General features: G+C 65.5%; 8 protein-coding genes. All 8 read right to left on the reverse strand.

Annotated features, from left to right (window positions below):
• Complete coding sequence (locus tag K1177_RS02770; RefSeq protein WP_224701799.1) at positions 1 to 1,272, reverse strand: efflux RND transporter periplasmic adaptor subunit; 1,272 nt, start codon at positions 1,270 to 1,272, stop codon at positions 1 to 3.
• Positions 1,273 to 1,290: 18 nt separating this feature from the next.
• A complete protein-coding gene (locus K1177_RS02775; protein ID WP_224701800.1) occupies positions 1,291 to 1,839 on the reverse strand; it encodes a PadR family transcriptional regulator in 549 nt (182 codons plus the stop codon).
• A 128-nt stretch (positions 1,840 to 1,967) separates the two neighbouring features.
• Positions 1,968 to 2,798: a 3'(2'),5'-bisphosphate nucleotidase CysQ gene (cysQ, locus tag K1177_RS02780; RefSeq protein ID WP_224701801.1), complete on the reverse strand. Its 831-nt coding sequence runs from the start codon at positions 2,796 to 2,798 to the stop codon at positions 1,968 to 1,970.
• Position 2,799: 1 nt separating this feature from the next.
• Positions 2,800 to 3,672, reverse strand: coding sequence for a carboxylating nicotinate-nucleotide diphosphorylase (gene nadC / locus K1177_RS02785; RefSeq protein WP_224701802.1), 873 nt, complete (start codon positions 3,670 to 3,672; stop codon positions 2,800 to 2,802).
• Between the two features lie 68 nt (positions 3,673 to 3,740).
• Positions 3,741 to 5,012, reverse strand: a complete 1,272-nt coding sequence (locus tag K1177_RS02790) for an AGE family epimerase/isomerase (protein WP_224701803.1) — start codon at positions 5,010 to 5,012, stop codon at positions 3,741 to 3,743.
• Between the two features lie 126 nt (positions 5,013 to 5,138).
• A complete protein-coding gene (locus K1177_RS02795; protein ID WP_224701804.1) occupies positions 5,139 to 6,086 on the reverse strand; it encodes a class 1 fructose-bisphosphatase in 948 nt (315 codons plus the stop codon).
• A gap of 99 nt (positions 6,087 to 6,185) precedes the next feature.
• The gene (locus tag K1177_RS02800) at positions 6,186 to 8,252 is read right to left on the reverse strand and encodes an ATP-dependent helicase (RefSeq protein ID WP_224701805.1); all 2,067 of its coding nucleotides are present in this window, start codon (positions 8,250 to 8,252) and stop codon (positions 6,186 to 6,188) included.
• Positions 8,253 to 8,343: 91 nt separating this feature from the next.
• Positions 8,344 to 13,023 (reverse strand): NAD-glutamate dehydrogenase, encoded by a 4,680-nt coding sequence (locus K1177_RS02805; protein WP_224701806.1) that lies wholly within the window; start codon positions 13,021 to 13,023, stop codon positions 8,344 to 8,346.
• Positions 13,024 to 13,099 lie beyond the last annotated feature (76 nt).

Here is a 13,099-nt window from a genome sequence, read left to right on the forward strand (position 1 = left end):
TCAGCTCGCGGTTGTGTTGGAGGTCTGAGCAGCTACATTGGTGGCGTCGACGGACTGGCCGTCGACAACATATTCCTGGCCGATGGTGATGACGTCTGCCGTCGGCTGCAGACCCAGCACCCACACGCCTTCGCGCGTGTCGCTGGCAATGGTCACGGGCACGAACTTGACGGTGCCATCCACCACAGTCTTCACACCCAGCACGCCATCATCGTTCAGTGTCAGCACCGACTGGGGCAGCAGGTGCGCCTGGGCATTGCCCATGACCACCTTGGCCGTGGCGGAGATGCCGTCACGAATGGCGCCATTGGCGTTTGCGACTTCGATTTCCACCGGGAACGAGCGGGTGGCGGAGTCGGCAGTCGAGGAAATATAGGTCACCTTGCCCGGAACAGACTGGCCGGTGATGGTGTCGATGGTGGCTTCAAGGCCAAGGCGGGCCAGGCCGATACGGGCCTCCGGCACCTGGCCGACGAACAGGATCGGGTCCAGCTGGACGATGGTTGCGCAAGGCTGGCCCTGTGCGAGCATGGCGCCGGCCGTCACAAGCGGATCCTGCACGACGCCGGCGACCTTTGCTTTGATTTCGGTGCGGTCAAGTTCTGCCTGGGCATTGTCGAGCGCGGCCTGGGCCGAGGTCACATTGGCCTTGGCCGAGCTGAGCGCCACATCAAACTGCTGCTCGGTGTTGGGGGCGGCGAGCCCCTTGGCGCGAAGTTCGGCGTTGGTGTCGTAGTCGGACTGGGCCTTCACCAGACCGGCATTGGCCTGGGCAAGGCCGGCATTGGCCTGCGCCACGGCGGCCGCGCGAGTGCCCTGGTCCAGCGTGCACAGCAGGTCGCCAATCGCAACCTTCTGCCCCTTGGTCACGTGCACAACGTCCACGATGCCGGCTGTTTCTGCGACCGCGCCAACCGAGGCCTTCGCCTTGGTGCGGCCGCGCAGCGACACTTCGATGGTCATCGGCTGGGCCGAATAGGTGGAGGTGCGCACCGACTGCAGGGCGGTATTGGCGCCGCTCGTCTGCTCGTTGCGCTGCGCAATGGTCAGGTGCGGATCGATCGCTTCCTCGGTGTCGTGCGAGGCCAGGACGCCGGCATCAGCCAGTTGCGTGGCAATCGGGCCATGTTCCTCACCCTCGATCACCGAAATGATCGGGCGTTCACCCTTGCCCGGGCCGTTGCCGCCCATCACCAGGGTCCCGGTGCTCAGCCATGCTCCTGCCAAAATCAGGATCAAAAAGGCTACACCGTAGGAATAGAGTGCACGCATAAAATATCGTCCCTTAGATTACTCGGCCGCGTCTTTCTTTGGCTCGGCACGCCCCAACTTGATCAAATCGTCCATATGGGTGCGGAAATACTCTTCTGCAACGTCCATGATGGCACGCCCGTAATTTAACACCCATGCGTCGGACGCATTCATGCCAGTCGTTTTCTGCGCATCCTCGAGGATGCGCTTTCGCTCCTGGCGGGCTTTGAGAAATTCGTCTGCCCGTGCTGCCACCAGTTCCTGCGGCAGGAGGTGCGCGAAGCGCGCAAACAGCAGGAACGGGCTGCGGAACATTTCCTCGCCCAGAGGCGCCGAAAGCTCCTGCACAAAGGCGTCGCGGCCCGCTGCGGTGATCGAATAGACCTTCTTGGTCGGCTTGCCGTCCTGTTGCTCCAGCCGGCTGGACACCAGGCCTTCGCTCTCCAGACGCGCCAGAGCCGGATAGATGGAGCCGAAGCTGGCTTCCACGAAGTAGGAACACTCCCCTTCCACGGACAGCCGTCGGATCTCATAACCCGTCGCATCACCGTCATGGAGAATTGAAAGGCACAAGGTTCTGACGTTCATGGACGCTCCCGGGCAGGCTATGTCGGACCGATATATGTCGGTTCTCTATATGCTGTCCCTGAATCGTGCAAGTTCTACCCGGCCGCTGATCGCGCAGATCAGTTAAGAGCGTGTTGCATGGCCGGTGTTTAGCCGAGCAGTTCGGCCATTTCGGCAGCAGCCCGCTGGGCCAGCGCAAGATTGCTGGCGGCCACGAAATAGGGGTTGAGGAACGCCAGGTCCCCCTTGCCATAGCGCATGGACAGGCCATCCAGCGTCACCACGGCCCCACCGGCGGCTTCTAGCACGGCCTGTCCGGCCGCCGTGTCCCATTCGCAGGTTGGGGTGAAGCGCGGGTAAAGCTGGGCATCGCCGCGCGCCAGCAGGCAGAATTTGAGCGACGAGCCAACCGAGACGTCGGAATCCACCTCAAGCGTCTCGCACAGCCTGGCCAGCGCGGCATGGCCATGCGAGCGGCTGGCGACAATGCGCAGCGGTAGCGTGCTGGCCACCGAGATGGGGTGATGTCCGACCAGCTGCCCGGACAGGCTGTTGCCGCTGTAGGCGCCGGACGCGTCGCCGACAAAAGTCTCGCCTGTCACCGGCGCCAGCACGACGCCCATCACCGGAACGCCATCTTCGACCAGGGCGATATTGACGGTGAACTCGCCGTTGCGCTTGATGAATTCCTTGGTGCCATCGAGCGGATCGACGACGAAATAGCGGCGCCCCAGATTGGGCACGATGCCGGCGGCAACGCTTTCCTCGCCGAGCACGGGAATGCCGGTGGGGCGCAGATGTTCGAGGATCACCGCTTCGGCAGCTGCGTCGGCGTCGGTCACCGGCGAGCCATCAGACTTCGACACGGCCGAGATCGGCCGCGAATAGACGTCGAGGATCACCTGCGCCGCCGCGATCGCGGCCTTTACGGCCAGGTCGGTCAGTGCGGTATCGGTCGGCGCCTGCAGGGCCATGTTCATCTCAGGCCCCGATCTCGACATCCAGACCAAGGTCCAGCGGCTGGGCGGCCATGGTGATCTGGCTGGTGGAAATGTAGTCCACGCCCGTCTCGGCAATGGAACGGACACGGTCGAGCTTGACCCCGCCCGATGCCTCGAGCCGCGCGCGCCCGGCATTGATCGCCACGGCCTGGCGCAGCATGTCATTGTCCATGTTGTCGAGCATGATCACCCGCGCCCCGGCGGCCAGGGCTTCTTCCAGCTCCGCCAGCGTGGTCACTTCGATCTCGATGGCCACCAGATGACCGGCATAGGCCGCGGCGGCCTTGTAAGCGGCGGTGACGCTGCCGGCCACGGCGATATGGTTGTCCTTGATCAGGATGGCATCATCGAGAGCATAGCGATGGTTGGCGCCGCCACCGCAGCGCACGGCATATTTCTGGAAGGCGCGAAGGCCCGGCGTGGTCTTGCGCGTGTCGCAGATCTGCGCGGATGTCCCGGCCACGGCATCGGCATAGGTCCGCGTCAGCGTGGCAATGCCGCTCATGTGGTTGAGGAAATTGAGCGCCACGCGCTCTGCCGACATCACCAGCCGCGCCGGGCCGCGCACGGTCGCCACCACAGCACCGGCAGCGACACGCTCGCCATCGGCCACCAGTGGCGTGAAGACGACGCCGTCGCCGACCAGGCGAAAGGCGGCGGCAGCCAGGTGGAGCCCGGCAATGACGCCCGGCTCACGCGCCGAAAGATTGGCCCTGGCAATTGCCGTGGGGCTCAGTGTCGCCTGGCTGGTCAGGTCGCCGGCCAGGCCCAGATCTTCCTCCAATGCCGCCGCGACAGCGCGGTCGACCAGCAGGCGCGGCAATTGGGCAGGCAGGCGATCAACTGGCGGCATGGCTCGGCTCTCTCACTTCGAGCGGTGATGTACGCGTCACCACCGCTCGATGCAACCGGCTCGGCGGCTCAGTGGTGCTGCTTGACCGTGTGGTCGGCCTCGATGATCGCCGCCGTCAGGCTCCCGGTCGCGGGGTAGAGCGGGATCAGGCAGGCCTGCAGCGCATGGTAGATGTCGGGCTTGCCCACGAACAGGCGCGACGTGGGGGTCAGATCTTCCTTGAGCTCGCTCAGCCAGCCGCCGCGCGCATGGTCGATGACGTGGTTCTCGGCAAAATCCCACAGCGTGCGGTACCAGCTCTGGAAATAGTCGTCCCGATCATAGGCCGACAGGAACGCCGCCGCGCCGATGGCCTCGCTGACCGGCCACCACAGCTTCTCGCGCATCATGGGCTTGTTGTTCCAGTCCAGCGTGTAGAAGAACCCGCCATGCACATGATCCCAGCCCAGCTCGATCGACTGGCGGAACAGATTGCGCGCCGCATCGGTCATCCAGCTCAGGCGCTTGTCGCCCAGGATCCACAGCTGCATTAGCAGGCGCGACCACTCCAGCCAGTGGCCGGGCGTGGTGCCGGAGGGGCGGAACATCTCATTGCCGACATAGTGCTTGTCGACCGACCATTTGGAGTCGAAATGCTCGGCGACGCGGTGCCCCAGCGGCACGGCATTGCGGGCGATGATGCGGTCGGCAATGCGCTCGGCCTTGCTGAGATAGTCCTTGTTGCCGGTGGCCTCATAGGCGGCCATCAGCGCTTCGGTCATATGCATATTGGCGTTCTGCCCGCGATAGGGCAGCAGCACCGACCAGTCCTGGTTGTATTCGTCGCGCATGGCGCCGTCGTCTTCGTCCCAGAAGCGCGCGTTGATCACGGCGGTGACGTCGGCGATCATCTGGTCGGCCAGCGGATGGCCCACCAGCTTGGCGCTCGAGGCGGCCAGAAGGACGAAGGCATGGCCATAGGCCTGCTTGGACCCATCGACGATGCCGGTGTCATTGGCGCCCCAGGCATAGCCGCCGTTCACTGCGTCGCGGTGACGCTCCCAGATATAGCGCATGCCATGGTCGAGCAGTTCGCCCGAACCCGGGCGGCCGATCAGGCTGCCGATGGCCGCACAATGCACCATGCGGGTGGTGACGTGGATCTGCCGCATCGGATCGGCGCCGCCCAGGGGCTTGCCGTCGTCATCGAGCTCGAAAAAGCCCCCCTTGGGGTTGAGCGATGGGCCCTCGAAGAAGTCGTAAAGCCTGTTGGCCTGCGCCATCAGATACTGCCGGTGGAACGGCCGGTTTGACCATGGGCTGGAGTTGGTCTTGGGCAGGGTGGCGGGGGCGTCAGTCATGGTGGCTCCTGGCCGACGATCTCAGGGCGTCGGCAACACATGCCATGAGCTATAGCGAGACAATAAGAACGTTGCAATTCGCCCCATTGCCGCATTTGACGGGTTTTCTGGCCCGGCGGTGCCGCGTCAGCTGCGCGCGTACCAGGACTCGACGCGACCGACCTCGTCAGCGGACCCCAGGATCACCGGCACGCGCTGGTGAATGTCGCTTGGCATCACATCCAGCACGCTCTGCTGGCCGGTGGTCGAGCTGCCGCCGGCAGCCTGGACCAGCAGCGCCATGGGATTGCCCTCGTAGAGCAGCCGCAGCCGTCCGCCCTTGGCCGCTGTCTCGCTGTCGAGCGGATACATGAAGATGCCGCCCCGCATCAGGATGCGGTGCACATCGGCCACCATCGAGCCGATCCAGCGCATATTGTAGCGCTTGCCGGCCGGCCCGGTTTCCCCGGCGACATTCTCGGCGACATAGCCCCGCGTTGCCGCGTCCCACAGCCGCTCGCGCGCTGTGTTGATGGCATATTCGGCCGAGGCCTTGGGCACGCTCAGACGCTCGGTTGTCAGAACGAACACGCCGCTGTCATCGAGCGTGAATGCCGCGGCGCTCTGCCCGAAGGTCAGCACCAGGCTCGTGGCCGGGCCATAGGCGGCATAGCCTGCGCCCAGCTGCGCACGGCCGGGCTGCAACGGGCCCTTTTCCGCGTCCAGAATGGAGAAAATCGTGCCGACGGTGACGTTTACGTCCAGGTTTGAGGACCCGTCCAGAGGGTCAGTGGCCACCAGATAGCGACCCTGATTCTGCATCTGAACCGCTTCATCCAGCTCTTCCGAAATCAGAATCGATATCTCGGGATTCTGGCCTATGTGATTCAAAACAATATCGTTTGAGATCACGTCGAGCGCCTTCTGCGCCTCGCCCTGCACATTGGTGTGCCCGGCCAGACCCGTCTCGCCGGTGATGGCGGCATGGCGCAGCACGCCGGCGATTTCGGCGCAGGCCGCGGCCATGGTTGTCATCACCGAAGCCAGTTCGGCATCGACAGTCTGGGCAGCAAGCCAGTCGGAAAGCGTGGTCATCGGCGGCTCTGGGATAAAGGTATGGGACGGGTCCACTCTCTCCATACTGAGCCTGCGCACAATCAGACTTTGGCATGGGGCAGGGCGTGTCTGCCCGATCTATTTCCACATGCCGCGCATGGCGGCGCCGATATCCATGCGCACCGGGGCCGGCGAGAGCCCCTCGATATGAGCCGGCGTCACGGGGGGCCACAGCACGTCCTCGAACAGGCCCACCATGGCGCGGGGAATGAAGCGGCTGCGCTGGGCGTAGAGATGCCGGTCGCCATGCTTGGCCTGCTGCGTCACGAAGAAGCGCTGCGGCACGATCAGGTGCAATTCGTCGCGCGCCCGGGTCATGGCCACATAGAGCAGCCGCCGCTCTTCCTCCAGCTCGGCCGTGCTGCCCGTGCCCAGGTCCGACGGCATGCAACCATCCACCACATTGAGCACGTGAACGGCCTTCCACTCCTGCCCCTTGGCCGAATGGATGGTGGAGAGGATCAGATAGTCCTCGTCCAGCATGGGCACGCCGGACTGGTCGCTGGTGGCATCGGGCGGATCGAGCGTCAGCTCTGTCAGGAAGCGCTCGCGGCTGGCATAGCCGCCGGCGATTTGCTCGAGCTGGACAATGTCCTGCACCCGCACCATGGCGTCGTCATAGGCCTGTTCCATCAGCGGCTCATACCAGAGCCGCGCATAGCCCAGCTCCACCGGCCAGCCGGCGTCGCGCCGCGCCAGCCGCGCCATCAGGTCCACCAGCCCGCTCCAGCCCTCGCCCGCACGGGGCGGCACGGGGATTTCGCCCAGCGCCCAGATCGGATCAGGCCCCGTCGCCATGGCGTCCAGCACCTTGCCGGCCGTGCCGGGCCCGACGCCGGGGAGCAGTTGCAACACGCGAAAGCCGGCCACGCGGTCGCGCGGGTTCTCGGCCCAGCGCAGAATGGCCAACAGGTCCTTGATATGGGCGGCATCGAGGAACTTGAGGCCGCCAAACTTGACGAAGGGAATGTTGCGCCGCGTCAGCTCGATTTCGAGCGGGCCCGAATGGCTCGACGTCCGGAACAGCACCGCCTGGTTCTTGAGCGTCATGCCGCCCTCGCGGGCCTCGAGTACCTTTTCAACGACATAGCGCGCCTGGTCGGCCTCGTCGCGCACCGTCACCAGCAGCGGCTTGGCGTCCGATTGCCGCTCGGTCCACAGGTTCTTGGTGAAGCGCTCGCTGGCCAGCTCGATCACGCCATTGGCGGCGGCAAGAATGGGTTGGGTGGAGCGATAATTGCGGTCCAGCGTCACGATCGCGGCCGGCGGCGTGAACGCGGCGGGAAAGTCGAGGATGTTGCGCACGGTAGCGGCACGGAAGGAGTAGATCGACTGCGCATCGTCGCCCACCACGGTCAGCCCATGGCCCTCGGGTTTGAGCGCCAGCAGCACCGAGGACTGCAGCCGGTTGGTGTCCTGATATTCATCCACCAGCACATGGTCAAAGCGCGCCGACACGGCTGCCGCGATGGCCGGTTCGGCCATCATGCCGGCCCAATAGGCTAAGAGGTCATCGTAATCGAGCACGTTCTGCGCCTGCTTGGCGCCGACATAGGCCCCAAAGAGCGTCCGCAGCTCCTTGTCCCACATGGCGCACCAGGGGAAATGGCTCTTGAGCACATCGCTCAGCTCATCCTGCGCATTGACCACGCGCGAATAGATGGCCAGGCACGTGCCCTTGGTCGGAAAGCGGCTCTTGGCTTCCGAGAAACCCAGTTCGTGCCGCACCAGATTCATCAGATCGGCGGAGTCTTCGCGGTCATGGATGGTGAAGCTGGGGTCCAGCCCGATCTGCGGCGCGTGCTCGCGCAGCAGCCTTGCGCCGATGCCGTGGAAGGTTCCGGCCCAGGCCAGCGCATCGGTCACTGCGCCCGCACTGGTGCCCAGCACCTGTGCGACGATGCGCTCGACCCGGCGGCCCATCTCGCTGGCCGCCCGGCGCGAGAAGGTCATCAGCAGGATGCGCCGGGGGTCGGCGCCATTGACGATGAGATGGGCGACGCGATGGGCCAGCGTATTGGTCTTGCCTGAGCCGGCCCCGGCGATCACCAGCAGGGGGCCGGGCGCCTGCGCGCCCACGCCATGTTCCACCGCTGCCCGCTGGGCGGGGTTGAGCGCATCAAGATAGCTGGAACTGGCAAGCACGAATCAGGGTCTCCCGGACAGGTGTCCAAGGGAGCACGTTTCCTGTTTTGTTCGCAACGCCTCACGCGTCGCGCCGGCGGCAGGGGTAGTCCTACCCCTGCGCCAGATCCGCCAGCAGACCGGCCGCCACGCTGAGGCGCGAGACGGTGAGCGTGCCCTGGGTCAGCTCGGCCACCGCAGCAGCCGTGCGGGCAATGACCGCCTGGCGTTTCCCCTGCCAGTCGGCCAGGCGCTCGGCTACGCTCAAGCCATTGGCGCGCAGCACGTCCCCGGTGAGGTCGCGCTGGGCACGCATCAGATTGGCCAAAGCCCGGTCGAGGGCCATGCGATCGAAGCGGTCGCTGAGCAGCAGGTCCCGCGCCTGGGCGATCACCGGCCACAGCCGGAACGTGCTGAAGACGCCAAAGAAGGCTGCTGCGCCATCGGCCAGCGACACGCCGGCCCGTTCGCTGACCATCACGATGTCGCTGGCATAGCTGAGCACGTCCATCTCGGCGATGCGACGGGCAGTGGCGTCTGGCACGCCCTTGACGATCAGCCGCCCAGTGCGGTCGGCAACCTTCTCTGCCAATGATGGCGGCAGCGTCGTCGCAATCAGGCTGCGCAGGGTGGCGACGCCGGCGCGATGACGCTCGACCAGGCCCGATAGACCCTCGGTAACGTCGGCATTGCGCAGGAACCACAGGCATTCCTGGCGGAGCAGCGCCATGCCCTCGGCATAGAGTTCCAGCTGCACCGCGCCAGGCACCTGGCCATCCAGCGCATCGATGGCCGCGTTGATCTCGGTCAGCCCATAGACATCGCGCGTGGCGGCATAGGCGAGCGCCACCTCGCCCGGACTGGCGCTGGTGGCCGCGGTCATCTGGGTGACGAAAGCCGGTCCACCGCGATTGATCATCGCATTGGCCAGCACCGTGGCTATCACCTCGCGCTTGAGCCGGTGTTGCGCGACGGCATCGGGATAGCTGCTGTGCAGGGTCTCGGGGAAATAGCGATAGAGTTCGCCCGCCAAATAGTCGTCATCGATGGCGTGGCCGGTCAGCAGGTCCGCATAAAGCGTCAGCTTGGCATAGGCCAGGATCACCGCCAGCTCGGGGCGCACCAGCCCCTTGCCCGAGGCCAGCCGCGTGTCGAGCACCGCATCGGTGGGCAGGAACTCCACCGCCCGATCCAGCAGGCCCCGATCGACCAGCTGTTCGATCAGCTCGCGATGGGCCGGCAGATCGGCCAGGCCGGCCCGCTCGGCCAGGGAAATCGCCAGGCCCTGCAGATAGTTGTTACGCAGGCACAGCGCCGCGACCTCGTCGGTCATGGTGACAAGGAACGCGTTGCGCGCCTCAAGGCCCAGCGTGCCATTGGCCAGCAGCGGGGCCACGGCGATCTTGATATTGACCTCGAGGTCGCTCGAATTCACCCCGGCCGAATTGTCGATGGCGTCGGTGTTGATGCGGCCACCCTTGAGCGCATATTCGATGCGCCCGCGCTGGGTGACGCCCAGGTTGGCCCCTTCGCCCACCACCTTGGCGCGGACTTCGCTGCCGGTGATGCGGATACCGTCATTGGCGCGGTCTCCCACTTCGGCATTGGTTTCCAGGCTCGACCGGACATAGGTGCCGATGCCGCCGAACCACAGCAAATCCACCGGCGCCTTGAGAATGGCCGACATCACCTCCCCCGGCGTCGCGTGTTGAGCGCTCAGGCCCAGCGCCGACTGCATCTCAGGCGTCAGCGGGATGGATTTCAGACTGCGCGAAAACACGCCGCCCCCCTGCGAGATCAGGCTTGTGTCATAATCCTGCCAGCTTGAGCGGGGCAGGGCGAAGAGCCGCTGGCGTTCCGCCAGGCTGGCTGCCGGGTCGGGCTGGGGATCGATGAAGATGTCGCGATGGTCAAAGGCCGCCACCAGCCGCGTTTGCGGGCTCAGCAGCATGCCATTGCCGAACACGTCACCGCTCATGTCGCCGACGCCCACCACGGTGAAGGGTTGGGCCTGGATATCGCGGTCCATCTCGCGGAAATGCCGCTTGACCGCCTCCCAGCCGCCGCGTGCGGTGATGCCCATCTTCTTGTGGTCATACCCCGCAGAGCCGCCCGAGGCGAAAGCATCGCCCAGCCAATAGCCACGACTGGTGGCAATGGCATTGGCCGTGTCGGAAAAGCTGGCCGTGCCCTTGTCGGCGGCGACCACCAGATAGGGATCGTCGCCATCGCGCCGCACCAGGTCGCGTGGTGGCACCACGGCGCCATCCACCAGATTGTCAGTGACATCGAGCAGCGCGCCGACAAAGATCTTGTAGCTCGCCACACCTTCGGCCTGGAAGGCGTCGCGCGGCATGCCTGCGGTCAGTCGCTTGGGCACGAAGCCGCCCTTGGCCCCCACCGGCACGATCACGGCGTTCTTGACCTGCTGCGCCTTGACCAGGCCCAGCACTTCGGTGCGGAAATCCTCCGGCCGGTCGGACCAGCGCAGCCCGCCACGCGCAATGGCGCCAAAGCGCATGTGGATGCCCTCGACGCGCGGCGAATAGACCGAGATTTCGCGGAAGGGCCGCGGCGCCACCATGCCGTCCACCTTGGCGCTGTCGAACTTAATCGCCAGTGCCGGCAGGCGCTGCCCCTCGGCGTCGCGCTGATAGGCATTGGTGCGCACGCTGGCGTCCACCAGGTTGAGGAAACGCCGGATGATGGTGTCCTCGTCCAGCGAGGCCATGGCATCAAGCGCCGTCATCACCCGTGCCCGCGCGGCATCGGCGGCGACAGTGGCGTCCACCATGGTCGGATTGTGCAGCGCGTCAAACAGGGCCACCAGCGCCTCGGCCGCATCTTTCTGCGTCACCAGAACCTGGGCGATATAGCGCTGCGAATAGGAAATGCCGATCTGCCGCAGATAGCGCGACAGCGCCCGCAGCAAGGCTGCATCGGTCCAGCCGAGGCTGGTGCGGGCGACAAGCGTATTGAGTTGGTCACTCTCGCCCAGCCCGTTCCACACCGCGAGCAGGCCCTCTTCGACGGCTGGTCCGCGACTGTCGACCTCGAACCAGCTGCCGTCGGCGGTGGCCAGCACCATGTCGTGCACATAGCGGTCCACGCCATCGCGCGGGGTGATGGTATAGGTGCGCTCGTCCACCACGCGGAAGCCGAAGGCCTCGATCATCGGCACACGGTCGCTCAGCGGAATGGCGCTACCGCGATGGTAATATTTCAGGCCCAGCGCTCCATCTGCCCCGACGCGGCTGCGCAGCCTTATGGCCACCTGTTCGCTCTCGCCCAGCCCGCGCAGCACGCCGATGTCGAACAAGCCGTCCTGCGCCGAATTGCGCGACTGATAGGCCGCCGAAAAGGCCGTGCGGTAGTCGCTGACCGATGCCGGGTCGTCGGCGGTCGCCACCAGCAGGTCACCGAAATTGCTGGTCAGCGCATCCACCCGCGCCTCCAGCTCGCTGCGCGACGGCTTGGGCGTTGGTCCGGCGACGCGCCCGATGATCACATGCACCCGCACCAGCTCCCCTTCCGGGAAGTGCGGATAAAAGGCCGAGACGCGGCCGTCGTAGACCTGCGCCAAATAATCGGTGATCCGCGCTCGTGCAGCGCCGTCATAGCGGTCGCGCGGCACATAGACGAGCACCGAGACGAAATTGTCGAAGCGGTCGATACGGGGCAGCACGCGCACCCGCGGCCGGTCGTAGAGCCCGGCGATGGCAGTGGCGAACTCGAAGAGCTGGTCAACGCCGATCTGGAACAGCTCGTCGCGGGGATAGCTGTCGAGCGCGCTCAGCAGCGCCCGTCCGTCATGGCCGATCGGGTCGACGCCCGACTTGCGCATCACATCGGCGATCTTGCGGCGAATGATGGGCACTTCGGTATGCGGCGTGGCCAGCGCCTGCGAGGTGAACAGGCCCACGATGCGCAATTCGCCACTGGCCTTGCCGGTGGCGTCAAAGAGCTTGATGCCGACATAGTCCATATGGGCGCGCCGGTGCACGCGCGAGCGCGCATTGGCCTTGGTCACCAGCAGGGGCTCGCTCGACGCGAGGAACGCCGCATGCTGGGGCGTGGATTCCACAAAGGTCGGCCCGCTGCGCAGTACTCTGACCTCTGGGTCGGTGAGGATGCCCAGCCCGCTGCCGGCGACTGGTGCCAGGCCATCGCCGGCGATGGAATAGTCGCGCATGCCCAGGAAGGTGAAATTGTGCTCGATCAGCCAGTCGAGGAAGCGCAGCGGCTCGTCGGCCTGACTGGAGCGGATCTGGGAGAGTTCGGCAATCGCCTTGCGCAGACGCTCCAGCATGGGCTGCCAGTCGCGCACCGCCTGGCCGACGTCAGCCATGGTGCCTTCGATCTCGTGCACCACCATGCTCGCGTCCGACACCGGATCGCTGTGGATATGCAGTACGCTCAGGGCGCGACCATCGCTCTGGCGCACTACGGGATGGGAAAACAGGCGCACCACGCCGCCAGCCGCCCGCAGCGCTGCCAGCGCACTGTCGACGATAAAGGGCATGTCGGGCGAGACGATATCGATCACCATCGGCGCCCCGGTCACGGCCGGCTGGGTCACCTTGAGCTCGCTGCCCTTGCCGCGATAGCCCTGCAGGTGGCCGTAGGATTGGTGCAGAACCGCCTCGAAGGCCGCCGCATCCTGCCGCGCCAGATCCTCCGGATCGGTCGCCAGCACGGCGGCCCGCAGGAACTGGGCAAAACCGGCATCCGTCTCCGCCAGGGCCGCCGCGCGGTCCAGCAGGATCTGTCGGTTGGCGTGATTCAGCTTCATGCAACGACTCCTCAGCTCGCAGCGGCACTCTAGGGACAGGCAGAGCCAATGTCTGCCATCCCTTTGGTCAATATCA

Origin of the sequence: Devosia aquimaris (assembly GCF_020169335.1) — a bacterium.
Taxonomy (GTDB): domain Bacteria; phylum Pseudomonadota; class Alphaproteobacteria; order Rhizobiales; family Devosiaceae; genus Devosia; species Devosia aquimaris.

Excerpts from the sequence above, each read along its gene's own strand:
- K1177_RS02770 (WP_224701799.1), bottom strand. The coding sequence starts at position 1,272 with ATGCGTGCACTCTATTCCTACGGTGTAGCCTTTTTGATCCTGATTTTG.
- K1177_RS02775 (WP_224701800.1), bottom strand. The coding sequence starts at position 1,839 with ATGAACGTCAGAACCTTGTGCCTTTCAATTCTCCATGACGGTGATGCG.
- cysQ (WP_224701801.1), bottom strand. The coding sequence starts at position 2,798 with ATGAACATGGCCCTGCAGGCGCCGACCGATACCGCACTGACCGACCTG.
- nadC (WP_224701802.1), bottom strand. The coding sequence starts at position 3,672 with ATGCCGCCAGTTGATCGCCTGCCTGCCCAATTGCCGCGCCTGCTGGTC.
- K1177_RS02790 (WP_224701803.1), bottom strand. The coding sequence starts at position 5,012 with ATGACTGACGCCCCCGCCACCCTGCCCAAGACCAACTCCAGCCCATGG.
- K1177_RS02795 (WP_224701804.1), bottom strand. The coding sequence starts at position 6,086 with ATGACCACGCTTTCCGACTGGCTTGCTGCCCAGACTGTCGATGCCGAA.
- K1177_RS02805 (WP_224701806.1), bottom strand. The coding sequence starts at position 13,023 with ATGAAGCTGAATCACGCCAACCGACAGATCCTGCTGGACCGCGCGGCG.